Origin of the sequence: Nonomuraea cavernae (genome assembly GCF_040655715.1) — a bacterium.
Classification (GTDB): domain Bacteria; phylum Actinomycetota; class Actinomycetes; order Streptosporangiales; family Streptosporangiaceae; genus Nonomuraea; species Nonomuraea cavernae_A.
Genome location: NZ_JBFAKL010000002.1, coordinates 182,432 through 196,452, shown reverse-complemented (window position 1 = coordinate 196,452; position 14,021 = coordinate 182,432). Strand labels below are relative to the sequence as shown.

Below are 14,021 nucleotides of genomic sequence, written 5' to 3'. Positions count from 1 at the left end.
CCTCTAGCGGCACCGGGCCGAACGCGTCAAGGAGGCAGTCCACGATCAGCTCGCCCTTCGACGGCCATGAACAAGATCACTGATGCGGAGCGGCCACCGCTGGGCATCCGGTTGCTGCACGCTCTGGGAAAGGAGCCGGACTGGCCGGCGATGACAGCCGAGGAACTGGTCGCCTTACGCGACAAGGTGAACCGCAAGCGAGCCTCCCGTCTGGCGCGGGTGATCAGCGGGCTTCCTGATCGCGGTGCCACGATCCAGTGGCAGGAGGTGGCGCTACCCGACCGCGGTCTCCCGGTCCGGGTGTATCGGCCGTCGTCCGAGCGCACCGGCGGGGGCGCGGGCCAAGCCGGCCTGCCGCTCGTGCTCCATGTGCACGGAGGCGGGTTCGTGGGCACGGCGGTGCAGAGCGACTGGGTCAACAGCCACCTTGCCGCGCGGCTGCCCGCGGTCGTCGTCTCGGTCGAGCACCGCCTCCTCGACCCGGAGACTCCGCTGTCGGCGGCCGTCGACGACGGCTGGGACGTGTTCCGGCACGTGGTGCGCCACGCCGCTCGGTGGGGAGTCGACCCGGCACGGACCGCGGTCTTCGGTGAGAGCACCGGCGCGATGGTCACCGCCCTGGCCGCGATCCGGGCCAGGGAGTCCGGCCTGGTCCTGCGGGCGCAGGTGCTGGCCAACCCCGCTGTCGACCTGACCTCGACGGCGTTCGACCACGCCTCGATCAGCCGGCACGCCAACAGCCCGACCCTCACCCTGACGCGGATGCAGTTGTTCCAGCGGCTCGCCGTTCCGCCCGGAGCAGATCCTCGTGCGGTGTCGCCGCTGTATGCCGACGATCTGAGCGGGCTGGCCCCCGCGCTCGTGGTGGTGCCGACCGTCGACCCGGTGGCCGATCACGGCCGCTGTTACGCCGAACGACTGCGGGCGGCCGGGACGCCGGCACGGCTCGCCGAGTATCCCGGAGCGACGCACGCGTTCCTCAGCATGCCGGGCGTGGTGCCACAAGCGAAGGCCGCGCGGGCGGAGATCGTCGAGTTCCTCCGAGGCACCCTCCTGCCCGCGACCGGAGCAAAGACGGGAGAGCAATGACCACCACCGACCTTGCTCAGGCGAGGGAGCGGTCCACACCCCCACCGGATGCCGATTCAGCGACGGGACAGCCCCTGGCAGGGCTGCTGCGCCCTCATCTCCGGAGTTTCGCCACCGTTGTCCTCCTGCAGGTGATCGGTGCTGTCGCGGGGCTGGCGCCGCTGCTGGCGGTCGTCGAACTGGGTCGTGTCCTGCTGTCGCACGGCCCGATCGATCACGGTCATGTGTGGTTCGTGGTGATCGCGGGGGCGGCCGGTCTGTTGGTCCGGCTGCTGCTGACGGCCGTGTCGTCCGGGCTCGGGCATGTCCTCGACGGCCGGGTGCAGCTGGCGTTTCGCCGGCGACTGGCGGCTCACGCTGATCACGTTGATCCCGGTGGTGCTGGCGGTGGCGCTGGTTCCTCTGATGATGACCCCGAGCCGGCTGCGTGAGCAGGAGGAGTTCGACGCGGCCATGGGGCGGATCGCGAATTCCGTCGTGGAGTTCGTCCAAGGCATCTCGGTGGTCAAGGCGTTCGGCGGATCTGAACGCGCCCACCGCAGATTCCGCACCGCCGCCGATGACTTCGTCGGCATCTTCTCCCGGTGGGTGCGCGGCATGTCCCTGGTCGCCGCCGGAATGCAACTGGCGCTCTCGCCGCCGTTCGTGCTGCTGGTCGTGCTGATCGGCGGTGCCGCTCTGATCACGTCCGGCGGCATGGCGCCGGCCGATCTGCTGCCCTTCCTGCTGCTCGGGCTGGGGCTGACCGCTCCGGTGGCGGCCCTCGGCCACGGCTTCGACGACATGCAGGCCGCCCGGCGCGCGGTCGGCCGGATCAAGGAGGTACTTCAGGTGCCCCCGCTGCCGGAGCCCGCGCACCCGGTCGCGCCTCAGGGGCACCGGGTGGAACTGCGTGCGGTTCGCTTCGGTTACGACGCCGATCACGAGGTGCTGCGCGGGATCGACCTGGTGCTCGAACCGGGGACCGTCACCGCGGTCGCCGGGCCGTCGGGAAGCGGGAAGTCCACGCTGGTCCAGTTGCTGCCACGGTTTTTCGACCCGAGCCACGGCGCGGTCGTCCTGGGCGGTGTCGATCTGCGCGAGATCGGCAGCCGGGAGCTCTACCGGCTGGTCTCCTTCGTCTTCCAGGACGTCCGCCTGCTGCGCGCGTCGGTCGCGGACAACATCGCGCTGTCCGTCCCGCATGCCGGCCGCGATGACGTGGTTCGCGCCGCCCGGCTGGCGAACATCCACGATCGAATTCTTGAGCTGCCGCGCGGATACGACACGGTGATCGGTGAAGAGGCCGGATTGTCGGGTGGCGAGGCGCAGCGGATCTCCCTCGCCCGGGCCCTGCTGGCCGACACGCCCGTTCTGGTGCTCGATGAGGCGACCTCCTTCGCCGATCCGCAGACCGAACAGGCGGTGCGCCGGGCCCTGGCGGCGCTGGAGGGTGATCGCACGATTCTGGTGATCGCCCATCGGCTGGAGACGGTCGCCGACGCCGACACCGTCGTGATGCTGGAGAACGGGTCGGTCGTCGAGCGCGGCAGCCCTGCCGAACTGCTGGCACGAGGCGGAAAGTTCGCCACGTTCTGGCGATCCCACCGATCGGTGGCCGCCGACGATGCCGTCCTGCGAGGAGAGGAACCCCGATGATTCGCCTGCTGCTCCGCGTGCTGGGACCCGAGTACGCGCGGGCGACGCGCCGCACCGTGGCCCTGATGACGGTGACCGCGGTCGCCGAGGGTCTGTCCTACGCGCTGCTGGTTCCGGTGCTGCGGGCCCTGCTCGGCGGCTCGCCCGCGGACGCCTGGCCGTGGCTGATCGCGTTCGGGGCCGCGGTCGCGGTCTACGCCGTGCTGCGCTACATCAGCGATCTGGCCGGTATGCGGGTCGGGACCGCGCTGTTGCGCGGCATGTATCACCGGCTCGGCGAGCATCTGGCCCGGTTGCCGATCGGCTGGTACAGCGCCGGCCGGGTCGGCGAGGTGTCCGTCATGGCCAGCCGTGGCCTTCTGCGGGCGATGAGCGTGATCGCGCATCTGCTGGCACCGTTCATCTCCGCCCTGGTGACTCCTCTGACGATCGTGGCCGTGATGCTCGCCTTCAACTGGCGACTGGGGCTGGCCGCGTTGCTCGCCGCTCCGATCGTGGCGGCGATCCAGGTCTGGACGGCACGCTCGATCGCCGCCACCGACGCCGAGCGTCACGAACGCGACCAGGAGGCCACCGGGCGCGTCATCGAATACCTCCAGGCCCAGCCGGTGCTGCGAGCCGGTGGCCGGACCGGCGAACGCTTCGAGGCGCTGGACGACTCCCTGCGCGACGTGCAGCGCGCCTCCCGCCGCACGGTGCTGGCGACGCTGCCCGGCGCGGTGGGGTTGACACTCACGGTGCAGGCGATCTTCACCGTGCTGCTGGTCCTGGGCGCCTACCTCGCGCTCGGCGGGAACATCGGCGCGGCAGAGGTTCTGACGATTCTGGTGCTCGCCGCCCGCTGCGCCGATCCGCTGCTGTCGCTGTCGGACATCGGCGGCAAGCTGCGCGGCGCACGGTTCGAGCTGGCCAGACTCGACACGGTGCTGCGCACCGAGCCACTGCCAGAACCGCGCGAACCGATCCAGCCGGAACGCCATGACCTGGAGTTCGGCGCCGTCACCTTCCGGCACGGCGACCGCACGGTGGTCGACGACCTGTCGCTGTCCGTGCCCGAGGGACAGCGGCTCGCCGTCGTCGGGCCGTCGGGGGCGGGCAAGAGCACACTGCTGCACCTGCTCGCGCGCTTCTACGACGTCGACGCGGGCGCGGTGCGCGTGGGCGGCGTGGACGTGCGCGCCATCAGCGCCGAGGCGTTGATGGCGCGGATCGCCATCGTCTTCCAGGACGTCTACCTCTTCGACGGCACGATCGAGGAGAACATACGTCTCGGCCGCCCCGACGCCGGCGAGGCCGAGGTACGCGCGGCGGCGAGCGCGGCGCGGCTGGAGGAAGTGATCGAACGACTGCCCGGCGGCTGGGCGGCGAACGTCGGCGAGGGCGGCGCGCTGCTGTCGGGCGGTGAGCGTCAGCGCGTCTCGATCGCGCGGGCGCTGCTGAAGAACGCGCCCATCGTGCTGCTGGACGAAGTGACCTCCGCCCTGGACCCGGTGAACGAGGCGGCCGTCCACGAGGGGATCGAGCGCCTGATGGCGGGCCGGACCGTGGTGATGGTGGCGCATCGGATGCGGACCGTCCAACGCGCCGACCGCGTCGTCTTCCTGGACGGCGGCCGGGTCGTGGAGGAAGGCGGCCACGACGAACTGCTGCGACGCGGCGGCCGCTACGCCGCCTTCTGGGACATCGCCATGACACCGGCGGCGAGTGAATGAAGAGGAAGAGATCAGGCTGACGGCCGGAACCGCTGCCATCGTCCCGCGCGGGCGATGGCAGCGCATCGAGTCTGGACATGGCGTCTTGATCCCGGCGTAGCCCGGTGACGAAGGAGTGCGGCTCAGGCAGGTCGTCTTCGCGGACCGCGTTCGTCCAGGTCTGCAGCTTTCCTACGGTGTACGGCTATCGCCATCGCGAGGGCGAGGGCGGCATATCCGCAGGTCACGGTCAAACCTGCCCATGGCGGGAGCGGGTAATAGCCCCCGAGCAGTGACAGGTCGACGTCCACGTGCGCGAACGCCGGGACGCTCTGCGTGATCGCGAACCCGGCGGCAGGGGTGATCATCAGCAGCCATGGGGCCAGGCCCGCGATCGCCAGCGGGTAGGGCACGACGACCAGCGCGATGGCCAGCCCGATGGCGACGATGCCCCGCTTGACCAGCGCGGCCAGGCCCAGAGCCAGCACCGCGGCGGCCGCGGTCAGCGCCGCGTAGCCGACGATCACCCGCAGCTCGGTACCCAGGGTGATCGGCTGAATCGGGTTCTGATTGGCACGCAACATCGCCAGGCCGACAGGGACCACGACCCCCGAGGTCACCAGCCCCGCCACGAACGCGACCGCGCCGACCACCACGGCCTTGGCCGCCAGCAGCCGTGCTGGATGCGGCTCGGCCGGCAGACCGGTCCCGATCAGCCCCTGCCGGTGTTCCGCCGTGAAGAACAAGACCGCCACCACGAGCACCAGGATCAGCCCCACAGCCCCGCCGATCAGCATGAGGTCAGCGCGCAGACCGCCCTCCACCGTGGCGGGCCCGATGTCACCGCCTCCGGTCACGATGAGCTTGTCGCCGGACTCGACGACCCCGCCCGGGTGATGCAGGGTCTTGCCATCGGGCCCCAAGGAGACGCCGACGTCATCACGCCGCCACGAACCGTTCGCGCCCTGCAGCGTGATCTGGTCGAAGGTGGCGGTGGCCTGGGCGAAGGCTTTCGCCATCTCCCACAGGACGCCTGGCGAGGTGGCGAACAGCCCGATCTCGACCGTCTCCGGCAGTCCGGTCAGCTTGACCGTGCTGACCTCGGTCCACGTCTTACCGTCGCCTGACTCGTAGCCGGTGAGCGTGTCGCCCGACCTGGTCAGCCGCAGCCACAGGGGCCCCTTCACAGGACCGCCGGCCACGTCGTGGGTGAAGTTGTGCTGCATCCGCACGCCGTGGCTGCCAGTGATCATGACGGCGGCGTACGGCGTGCCCTGCGTGAGGCTCTGCCTGACGAGGAGCCCGGCCTTCGCCCAGGGCACCACCCCCTCCTTGACGTTGCGCACCCCGGGTACGGCGTCCGGCATGCGCATCTGCCCGGTCATGTCCGACACGCGGGCGGTGATGCTGCCGTTCCCCTTGAGCGGCTGGTGCACGAAGTAGTACGTGTCCTTCACCGCCGTGCCATCGGGACCCACCAAAGGCGCGGGGCAGGGGCCCTCGCCTTTCCAGGTCGCGCAGGTGCTGCGGGCGCCCCCGGCGATCAGCAGTCCGAGCGACACGGTGACCAGGACGGAGGCCGCCATGGTGAGCACCCAGCCTCGCGTGGAGCGGAACTTGGTCCACTCCGCGCGCAGCAACTGAGGGAAACGGTCCTGCCCGGCCCGTTGGCTGGATCGGTAAGGCGTGAATGAACTCATGCCGACGGTTGTACGCGGCACGCGGTTCCAGCCGGGTCGCAGCCGCTGCGACCCGGCTGGAACCGGGGATCTGACATCGTTGGCCCATGGCACCTCGACCCGGCGGCCGGTTCGTCCGTCCCGCCCGCACGACGACCGGCGGTGAGCGGCGGTGAGGGTCCTCGTGGTCGAGGACTTCGAGGTCCTCGCCCGCTCCATCGGAACCGGGCTGCGCCGCGAGGGCATGGCCGTCGACGTCGTCCTGGATGGAACCGCCGCCGTCGACCGCCTGGCCGCCACTCGCTACGACGTGGTGATCCTCGACCGCGACCTGCCCGGCGTCCACGGGGACGAGATCTGCCGGCGACTGGCCCACGGCCGCTGTGAGACCCGCGTCCTGATGCTCACCGCCTCCGGCACGATCGAGGACCGCGTCGACGGGCTCAGCCTCGGCGCCGACGACTACCTGCCCAAGCCGTTCGCGTTCGCCGAACTGGTCGCCCGTGTCCGTGCCCTGGCCCGCCGCGCCACCCCGCCGCTACCGCCCACCCTGGCATGCGGGGACATCACCCTGGATCCGGCCCGCCGTATCGCGTTCCGGGCCGGCCGGCGCCTTGAGCTGAGCCCCAGGGAGTTCGCCCTGCTCGAATGCCTGCTCGCCGAACCCGGCCTGGTCATCTCCGCCGAGGAACTGCTCGAACGCGTCTGGGACGAGGCCGCCGACCCCTTCAGCAGCGCCGTCAAGCACACCATGCACCGATTACGAGCCAAGCTCGGCGACCCGCCCGTGATCGAGACCATCCGCGAAGGCGGCTACCGCATCGGACCGTCATGACCCCCCAGACGCTCGGCAGAAGGTCCCTGCAGACGCGGCTCGCGCTCGCCTACGCGGCGGGCATCTACGCCGCCGGAGTCTTCGTGCTCGTGCTCGTCGACATTCCGCTCGCCAGCATCGATGCGGCCACGCCCCAAGGCTCCTCCTCAGCGAGCACGATCACCGAAACCGGGCCCGGGATCAGCCTGCCCCAACTCCTCATCGGGTCCGCCGTCGCCCTGATCCTGCTGATTCCCGTCGCCCTGACCCTGGGCTGGTACGTCGCCGGCCGGTTCCTGCACCCGCTGCGCGCCATCACCGCCACCGCCACAATCATCTCCGCCGGAAACCTCCACCGGCGCCTTGATCTCGGCGAGCCCACGGACGAGCTGACCGAGCTCGGCCACACCCTCGACGACCTGTTCGCCCGCCTGCAGGCGTCCTTCGATGCCCAACGCCACTTCGTCGCCAACGCCTCGCACGAGTTGCGCACCCCTCTCGCCGGCCTGCGCACCCTCCTCGAAGTCGCCCTCGCCGACCCCGATGCCGACACCGACACCCTGCGCTCCGCCTGCCAGGAGGCCCTCGCTCTGGGCGGAAGCCAGGAGCGGCTCGTCCAAGCACTGCTCGCGCTGGCCACCAGCGAGCGCGGCGTCACCCGCTGGGACACCCTCGACCTCGCCCACGTCGTCGAAGGAGTGCTCGCGTCCCGCCGCGACCGAGCAGCGCTGACAGGCATCGACCTGGCCGAACACCTAACGCCCGCAGTGACGTCCGGGGACCCGAGACTGATCGAGAGCCTCGTCGCCAACCTCATCGACAACGCCATCCGCCACAACCACGCGGACGGACACGTCCAGATAACCACCCAGACCTCCGGCACGCAGGTGGCCCTCACCGTCACCAACAGCGGGCCGGTCATCCCCGACGACCAGATCCAGCGCCTCTTTCAACCCTTCCAGCGACTGGCGCCTGATCGTCACGGCCGCCGCGACGGCTACGGCCTCGGCCTCGCCATCGTCCATGCCGTCACCCAAGCTCACCGCGCCACCCTCACCACCAGCGCCCGGCCCGAAGGCGGCCTGTCCATCACCGTACGGTTCGCGCACTGATCACAAGGCGCTTGCTGCGCGAGCTGGGGATCGGGTTCGTCGTCGCCTACCCGCCGCCGACCTGGACGCCATCGCCCAGATCCCGCTCAACGGCGGGTTCGGCGCCCGCTACGTCGAACAGGCTCTGCCCACCTGGGTGTGACCGGGCCCCGCGCCGCGCGCCGCCGCTGTCGGTTTCCGAAGTCGGCTGCACGGATGCGCGCAGCCACCGGTTCAGCTCGGCGACGGTCAGCACCGCCCCTGGCCTGGCTGTCGTAGCTGCCGCGCTCGGCCGGGTTGGAGAAGGTGGTGCCGGGCAGTTCGTGCACCTGACGCCGCCCGCCATCCATGCCGGGACCTCACCGTCGCGGTGCCGCTCGCTGTCGTCCTCCCCGTCAGACCTGCTTGAAGGACGAGATCCGGTCGTTCCAGTTGGACCCCTGGGGGCCGTAGCGGAGGTTCCAGACCCTGAAACCGTTGCTGATGGAGTAGTAGTCGCCCGTGCAGTTCCCGCTGTCGTAGAGGCGAACGGTCCGACCGCTGCGGTTGTAGACAGAGGTGGTCTCGTTGTTCATGACACCCATGCTGTAGCAGGAGGTCGAGGGGGAGTACATGCCGAGCGTGCCGCTGTACTCGTAGTCCTGCCAAATGCAGAGCCGACCGCTGAAACAGTCGGTGTAGTCCGCCTGGGCGGGCGAAGCGGTGGCGACCGCTCCAGTCAGCGCCAAGGTCAGCGCGGCCAAGGGGATTCCCAGTCGTATTTTTAAGGTCACGGTTTTCCTCTTCATCGGGGGTTGAGACGGATGATCCGGGCTGAACCGATGGGACAAAGGGGGATCTTGCGACACCTGTCAACAGGGTACACCGGTTACCCTTCTCCGCCAAGATTCGAAAGCCGGCCGGCTCCACAGGTTGAGCGAGCTGCCGTGCCTACGGTGATATCGATCCGGAGTGCCGTTTCTGCTGGTCGGCCACATGCGTTGGATGTGCGGCGGCTGTCACCCTGTTCGGCGGCCGGGCCCGCGCGTGACCCGGAGCCGGTTCACTGCCTCGACGACGGGCGCCGCGCCGTCCTCTGCCGAGATCTGGACCGACAGGGCCTGGGCTCGCTGCCGGTAGGCCGGGTCGGTGACCGCGGTGGTGAGGGCGGCGGCCAGCCGCGCGGGCGTCAGGCGGCGGAACGGGATCGCGGCCGGGGCCACGCCGAGTGTCGCCAGCCGGGACGCCCAGAACGGCTGGTCGTTCATGACCGGCACGGCCACGGCGGGCACGCCCGCCCGCACCCCGGCCCCGGTGGTGCCGCTGCCGCAGGCGTGGACGACGGCGGCCATCCGGGGGAACAGCCAGTCGTGCGGCACGTCGCCGACCGCCAGCACGTCGTCCGAGAGGCGTCCCCGCAGGCCGGTCTGCAGCACGCCGCGCAGCCCGGCCCGCCGCAGCGCCTGCACGGCCAGGTCCGTGTACTGCTCGGCCCGTGCGCCCGCCAGGCTGCCGAAGCCGACGAAGACCGGTGTGGGCCCCGCCGTCAGGAAGTCGCGCAGCACCGGATCCGGCTGCCAGCCTCGCGGCCGGAGCGGCCACCAGTAACCCGCGATCTCCAGTCCCGGCCGCCAGTCGGCCGGGCGCGGCAGCACCAGCGGGCTGACCCCGTGGAAGACCGGCCAGCGTGTGCTCTCCCGGTGCTGGTACAGGGCGCGCGGGGTCATCGGGGGCAGCCCGAGCCGGGCCCGCATCTTCGCGCTCATCCCGGCGAGCATCGGGCCGGCGGCGGGCACCTCGAACGCGAGCCGGGCCGCCCTGCGGTTCCCCCACCGCCCGAGCGACCGGCGGAACAGGCTCATGACCGGCGGAAACTCCCCCGTGGGGTCGATCGGCTGCAGGTGCACCCCCATGCTCGGCACGCCCCTCGCCTCGGCGACGTGATAGCCCTGCGCGCCCGCCATGCCCAGCAGGAGCAGGTCTGCCTCCTGCTCGGCGATCTGGGTCAGGCCGTCCATGAGCTGCTCGCTGTATTCCCTGAACGCGCTGATGGAGAAGCGGCCGGTCAGCGCGGTGAGCGGGTCTCCGGGAAGTGGCAGATACTCCAGGCCCGCATCGGTCACCAGCTCCGCGTACGGGTCGTGCGCGGCGATCGCCACCTCGTGCCCGGCCTCGCGTAAGCGCGCCCCCAGCCCCGTGTACGGCGCCACGTCCCCGCGTGTGCCGACTCCGATGATCAGAACCCGCATCCGAATCCCCCTGCCATCCCCTTTTGTCATACAGTCGCATGATAAACGGAAGTGGACGGCTTTTACCATGCACTCGCATGAGAAAAATGGTGGCGGGAGATGCCGAAGATCGTCGACCACGAGGCCCGGCGGCGGCACATCGCCGGGGCCGTGCACCGCGTCATCCACGACAAGGGAATGGAGAGCGTCAGCCTGAGGGAGGTCGCTGCCGAGGCCGGGATGTCCATGGGGGCGGTGCAGTACTACGTCACGACGAAGGACCAGATGCTGCTGCTGGCGCTGGAGCGCATCGGGATCTGGATCGGGGAGCGGGTAGCGGCCGTGGTCGCGCACCAGACCACGCCGCTCGACGTGCTGCGGACGACCGTGCTGGAGCTGTTGCCACTGGACGAGGAGCGCAGCTACCTGAACCGCATCGGGCAGGCGTTCCAGGCGAGCTCGGTGGTGTCCGAGAACCAGGCGGCCGTTATGCGGATGGGGTATTCGTCCCTGCTGTCCTTCCTCGCTGAGCAGATCAGGGCCGCCCAGGCCGCCGGGCAGCTCGTCGCCCACCTGGATGTCGGCAAGGAGGCGAGCATCCTGTACGCCTTCGCGCAGGGCATCGTGAACGCCACCCTGGTCGGGCACTACACGCCCGAGGAGGTCGCGGCGTTGCTCGACTACCACTTGGCGCGGCTCCGCGCGGGGTGATGGCCGTAGCGGTGGCCAGGGAAGTGCTCCGGCGTGATGTGGCGTCGTGTGCGCCATGCAGGCCGCCGACCGCGGCTTCGCCGACGTGCTGGCCATGACCTTCCCCGCCGCCAAGGCGCTGGAGGCCCGCCGCGGCGAGGCCTACAACGGCTTCCTCGAACTCATCGCCCGAGCCCAGGCCAGCGGCCACCTACGAGACGACTTCACCTCACAGGACCTCGTCATCCTGCTCATGGCCAACGCCGGCGTCGTCGCCGCCACCGCGGACGCCGCCCCCGACGCCTGGCGCCGCCTGGTCGGCCAGATGCTGCGCGCCTACGCCACCGCCGACACCGACCTCCCGCCGCTGGAACAGGCCCCCGTACCCGCCGCCCTGTATCGCGCCATGGTCCGCGTCACCCGCCCCGTTCCCGGCACCGGCGGGGACCGGAGCGAACAGACGGCACTTGACGATGCCCGCGATCATGGGGGCGCCGTCAAGTAAGGGGCGGAACGAGGCGATGGCGGCCCGCTGCGCTTGCGGCCGGCCGGGCCAGCTCGGCGAGATCATGTACGCGCCCCGCCGCTGACTTGCCCGAACACGCTCGTTTGCGGCTGGTGACACGTTCTCAACGGCACCCCAAGAACCGCTACCGGCCGGTATGCCTCACTTGTGACGATCACCCATCACAGAGCTACTTGATGGCTGGGGTCACGTTCGGGAGAAGACCCCCGGGCCGGTAGGAGCAAGGCGGTGACGACCACGGCCGCGGACAGCACCGCGCCGATGATGAAGGCCAGTCGCATGCCGCCGAGGGTGGCGAGCGCCTCGGTGGCTCCCGCGGATCTCAGGGCATCGGCTCGCGCGCTCATAATGGTGATCACGAGCGCGGTGCCGAAGGCCGCGGCGACCTGCTGCAGCGTGCTCAGGATCGAGCTGCCATGGGAGTAGAGCCGCGGGGGGACCGCTCCGAGCCCGAGGGTGAACACCGGCGTGAAGGTCGCGGCCAGACTCACCATCAGCAGCGCGTGCAGACCGAGGATCTGCCAGTACGGCATGGTCATCGAGACCTGGGTGAAGCCGGTGAGCGCGAGCATGATCCCGATCGCGCCGGGGATGACCAGCACCCGGCCGCCGAACTTGTCGAACAGGCGGCCGACGGCCGGACCCAGCAGCCCCATCGCGAGGCCACCCGGCATCACGAGGAGCCCGGTCTCCAGGGGGTTGAGCCCGCGGACGCTCTGCAGGTACAACGGCAGCAAGATCATCGAGCCGAGCATCGCCATGAAGGCCACCGCCATCAGGATCAGCGCGACCGTGTAGGTGCGGTGGCGCAGCGTGCGCAGGTCCAGCAGCGGCACGCCGCGCTTCTGCAACGACAGTTGGCGGACAACGAAGACGGCGATGGTGACCAGCCCGGCCGCCGCGATCGCGGCGGCGACGCGGACGTCACCGCTCTCGAACCGGCTGAGCCCGTAAACGAGGCCGCCGAAGCCGGCGGCGGCGGTTACCACGCTGAGCCAGTCGATGCTGCTGAACTGCGGCTCGCCGATGTTCTCGAGCCGCTTCAGGCCACGCCAGGTGATCACGGCGGCGATGGGGAGCACCACGGCGAACAACAGGCGCCAGGACCCGAATTGGAGGATCACCCCAGAGACCGTCGGGCCCATCGCCGGCGCGACCGAGATGGCCAGGGTGACGTTGCCCATCACCCGGCCCCGGTCCTGCTCGGGCACCACCTGCATCAGCGTGGTCATCAGCAGGGGCATCATCACGGCCGTCCCGGACGCCTGGATGATGCGGGCGCCCAGCAGCACCTCGAAAGACGGCGCGACGATCGCCAACGCCGTGCCGAGCAGGAACAAACCCATCGCGGTGGTGTAGGCGCGGCGGGTGGTCACCCGCTGCAGGAACCACCCGGTGGCCGGGATGACCGCGGCCATGGTCAGCATGAAGGCGGTGGAGAGCCACTGCGCGGTCTGCTCGGTGATGTGCAGCGCGTCCATCAAACTCGGGATCGCGTTGATCATGATCGTCTCGTTGAGGATGACCACGAATGTGGCGAGCACCAGCAACCGGATCACGGCCGGCGTACGACCGAAAGCAGCGGCCGCGGGCTTGGGGAGTGAGTCGAGCTGTGGGCTGGACACGGCACCTCGATCGGGATCGGCGGGCGAAATGCGATTACGACTGGCGTCCCGGCCAGTGGTCGCACAAGGCGTTGTGGTCATGGACAGACTGACCTGCACCACTGACAAAACTCATCGACCGCGCCCCACACTGCGGCAACTGCTGCGAAATGTCACCCGGTTTACTGGGGATGCCGGGCAGCCGAAGTCCTGCCGGACCTGGCTCACTTGAGGGGATCGTGGCCCCAGTTCATCAGCGAATAACGCCATCTGGTCTCCCGGACGTCGCCGGAGGGGCGCTGCGCCAGGTGCCGGTGTATGTAGCCGATCACCTTGCGCATGTGCGCGTAGTCCTGCTCGGTGAGGGACGACTTCTTCGCGGAGAGCAGTCCGACGATCTTGCGGCCGGATTCGTGTCCGGTGGATTCGCCGCCGTCGCTCTTCTGGCCCACCGTCTTGGACTCATCCGTGGCGAGCCAGCGCTCCAGCTCCTTGGCGGTCATGTTCACCGCCTGGCCGAACTCGGTCGCGACCGCCCGCTCCTCCTCGGTCAACGCGAGCCCTTGTCCTTGCGCAGGGCCGACGGCTTGTGCACGGCCTTCTTGCCGCTTTTCTCGCTGCGCACCACGTACTGGGGGTCGTCGGGCGAGGCGGCCACGGTGCGGCCGGCTTCCTTCCGCCTGCCGGTGATCTTTTTCTCGACCTCGCCATGGACGGTTGATCCATGGCTTCGCCAGGTGACCTCGTCGCCTGCCGACGGGCCTTCCTTCCGCTTTTTCGTCATGTGCTGTGCACTACCCCGACCTGCGCTCGCACCACTCAGCGCAGCCCTGCATACGCCTATTTTCCACTATGTACTCCGCTATGTAGCTACGCCCGTATACGGGTGTCAGCCGAGGGACAGCCCTGGCCGGCGATCGCGGCCTGAAAGCCCACCTTGGGCACGCCGGCGTGCCCAAGCGTCCGCGCCAGACCCGGCGCCCGTACCTGTC

Annotated in this window: 14 protein-coding genes; 8 read left to right on the top strand and 6 right to left on the bottom strand. The window is 69.9% G+C overall.

Annotated features, from left to right (window positions below; translation table 11 throughout):
* Positions 1–66: 66 nt before the first annotated feature.
* From AB0I38_RS03775 to AB0I38_RS03760, 4 genes are read left to right on the top strand one after another with little or no spacing between them, the layout of a single operon-like run.
* Positions 67–1,089 carry an alpha/beta hydrolase gene (locus tag AB0I38_RS03775; protein WP_358461352.1) on the top strand — a complete coding sequence of 341 codons (1,023 nt, stop codon included), beginning with the start codon at positions 67–69 and terminating at the stop codon, positions 1,087–1,089.
* Positions 1,086–1,520, top strand: coding sequence for a hypothetical protein (locus AB0I38_RS03770; RefSeq protein ID WP_358461349.1), 435 nt, complete (start codon positions 1,086–1,088; stop codon positions 1,518–1,520). Before AB0I38_RS03775 ends, AB0I38_RS03770 begins: the two co-directional genes overlap by 4 nt.
* Positions 1,456–2,727 (top strand): ABC transporter ATP-binding protein, encoded by a 1,272-nt coding sequence (locus AB0I38_RS03765; protein ID WP_358461346.1) that lies wholly within the window; start codon positions 1,456–1,458, stop codon positions 2,725–2,727. The genes AB0I38_RS03770 and AB0I38_RS03765 overlap by 65 nt, the downstream gene beginning before the upstream one ends.
* Complete coding sequence (locus AB0I38_RS03760; protein WP_358461344.1) at positions 2,724–4,439, top strand: ABC transporter ATP-binding protein; 1,716 nt, start codon at positions 2,724–2,726, stop codon at positions 4,437–4,439. Before AB0I38_RS03765 ends, AB0I38_RS03760 begins: the two co-directional genes overlap by 4 nt.
* A gap of 122 nt (positions 4,440–4,561) precedes the next feature.
* Here AB0I38_RS03760 and AB0I38_RS03755 read toward each other — a convergent pair whose 3' ends face one another.
* Positions 4,562–6,118, bottom strand: coding sequence for a hypothetical protein (locus AB0I38_RS03755; protein WP_358461342.1), 1,557 nt, complete (start codon positions 6,116–6,118; stop codon positions 4,562–4,564).
* A gap of 151 nt (positions 6,119–6,269) precedes the next feature.
* Between AB0I38_RS03755 and AB0I38_RS03750 the strand changes: the two genes are divergently transcribed.
* Positions 6,270–6,932, top strand: coding sequence for a response regulator transcription factor (locus AB0I38_RS03750; RefSeq protein WP_358461337.1), 663 nt, complete (start codon positions 6,270–6,272; stop codon positions 6,930–6,932).
* Positions 6,929–8,023 carry a sensor histidine kinase gene (locus tag AB0I38_RS03745; protein WP_358461334.1) on the top strand — a complete coding sequence of 365 codons (1,095 nt, stop codon included), beginning with the start codon at positions 6,929–6,931 and terminating at the stop codon, positions 8,021–8,023. Before AB0I38_RS03750 ends, AB0I38_RS03745 begins: the two co-directional genes overlap by 4 nt.
* 374 nt (positions 8,024–8,397) lie before the next feature.
* On the opposite strand, the gene AB0I38_RS03740 is transcribed toward AB0I38_RS03745, so the two are convergent.
* On the bottom strand, positions 8,398–8,790 hold the full coding sequence (locus tag AB0I38_RS03740; RefSeq protein ID WP_358461331.1) for a peptidase inhibitor family I36 protein: 393 nt from the start codon (positions 8,788–8,790) through the stop codon (positions 8,398–8,400).
* Between the two features lie 210 nt (positions 8,791–9,000).
* The gene (locus AB0I38_RS03735; protein ID WP_358461328.1) at positions 9,001–10,230 is read right to left on the bottom strand and encodes a glycosyltransferase; all 1,230 of its coding nucleotides are present in this window, start codon (positions 10,228–10,230) and stop codon (positions 9,001–9,003) included.
* A 99-nt stretch (positions 10,231–10,329) separates the two neighbouring features.
* Between AB0I38_RS03735 and AB0I38_RS03730 the strand changes: the two genes are divergently transcribed.
* On the top strand, positions 10,330–10,920 hold the full coding sequence (locus AB0I38_RS03730) for a TetR/AcrR family transcriptional regulator (protein ID WP_358461325.1): 591 nt from the start codon (positions 10,330–10,332) through the stop codon (positions 10,918–10,920).
* A gap of 55 nt (positions 10,921–10,975) precedes the next feature.
* Entirely contained in the window at positions 10,976–11,404 is a 429-nt protein-coding gene (locus tag AB0I38_RS03725; protein WP_358462266.1) for a hypothetical protein, read from the top strand.
* A 182-nt stretch (positions 11,405–11,586) separates the two neighbouring features.
* On the opposite strand, the gene AB0I38_RS03720 is transcribed toward AB0I38_RS03725, so the two are convergent.
* From AB0I38_RS03720 to AB0I38_RS03710, 3 genes are all read right to left on the bottom strand, one after another.
* A complete protein-coding gene (locus AB0I38_RS03720) occupies positions 11,587–13,050 on the bottom strand; it encodes an MDR family MFS transporter (RefSeq protein WP_358461322.1) in 1,464 nt (487 codons plus the stop codon).
* A gap of 203 nt (positions 13,051–13,253) precedes the next feature.
* Entirely contained in the window at positions 13,254–13,583 is a 330-nt protein-coding gene (locus AB0I38_RS03715) for a DUF3140 domain-containing protein (protein WP_358461319.1), read from the bottom strand.
* The gene (locus AB0I38_RS03710) at positions 13,580–13,813 is read right to left on the bottom strand and encodes a DUF2945 domain-containing protein (protein ID WP_358461316.1); all 234 of its coding nucleotides are present in this window, start codon (positions 13,811–13,813) and stop codon (positions 13,580–13,582) included. Before AB0I38_RS03710 ends, AB0I38_RS03715 begins: the two co-directional genes overlap by 4 nt.
* Positions 13,814–14,021 lie beyond the last annotated feature (208 nt).

Excerpts from the sequence above, each read along its gene's own strand:
- AB0I38_RS03775 (WP_358461352.1), top strand. The coding sequence starts at position 67 with ATGAACAAGATCACTGATGCGGAGCGGCCACCGCTGGGCATCCGGTTG.
- AB0I38_RS03755 (WP_358461342.1), bottom strand. The coding sequence starts at position 6,118 with ATGAGTTCATTCACGCCTTACCGATCCAGCCAACGGGCCGGGCAGGAC.
- AB0I38_RS03770 (WP_358461349.1), top strand. The coding sequence starts at position 1,086 with ATGACCACCACCGACCTTGCTCAGGCGAGGGAGCGGTCCACACCCCCA.
- AB0I38_RS03760 (WP_358461344.1), top strand. The coding sequence starts at position 2,724 with ATGATTCGCCTGCTGCTCCGCGTGCTGGGACCCGAGTACGCGCGGGCG.
- AB0I38_RS03710 (WP_358461316.1), bottom strand. The coding sequence starts at position 13,813 with ATGACGAAAAAGCGGAAGGAAGGCCCGTCGGCAGGCGACGAGGTCACC.
- AB0I38_RS03735 (WP_358461328.1), bottom strand. The coding sequence starts at position 10,230 with ATGCGGGTTCTGATCATCGGAGTCGGCACACGCGGGGACGTGGCGCCG.
- AB0I38_RS03725 (WP_358462266.1), top strand. The coding sequence starts at position 10,976 with ATGCAGGCCGCCGACCGCGGCTTCGCCGACGTGCTGGCCATGACCTTC.
- AB0I38_RS03740 (WP_358461331.1), bottom strand. The coding sequence starts at position 8,790 with ATGAAGAGGAAAACCGTGACCTTAAAAATACGACTGGGAATCCCCTTG.
- AB0I38_RS03730 (WP_358461325.1), top strand. The coding sequence starts at position 10,330 with ATGCCGAAGATCGTCGACCACGAGGCCCGGCGGCGGCACATCGCCGGG.
- AB0I38_RS03745 (WP_358461334.1), top strand. The coding sequence starts at position 6,929 with ATGACCCCCCAGACGCTCGGCAGAAGGTCCCTGCAGACGCGGCTCGCG.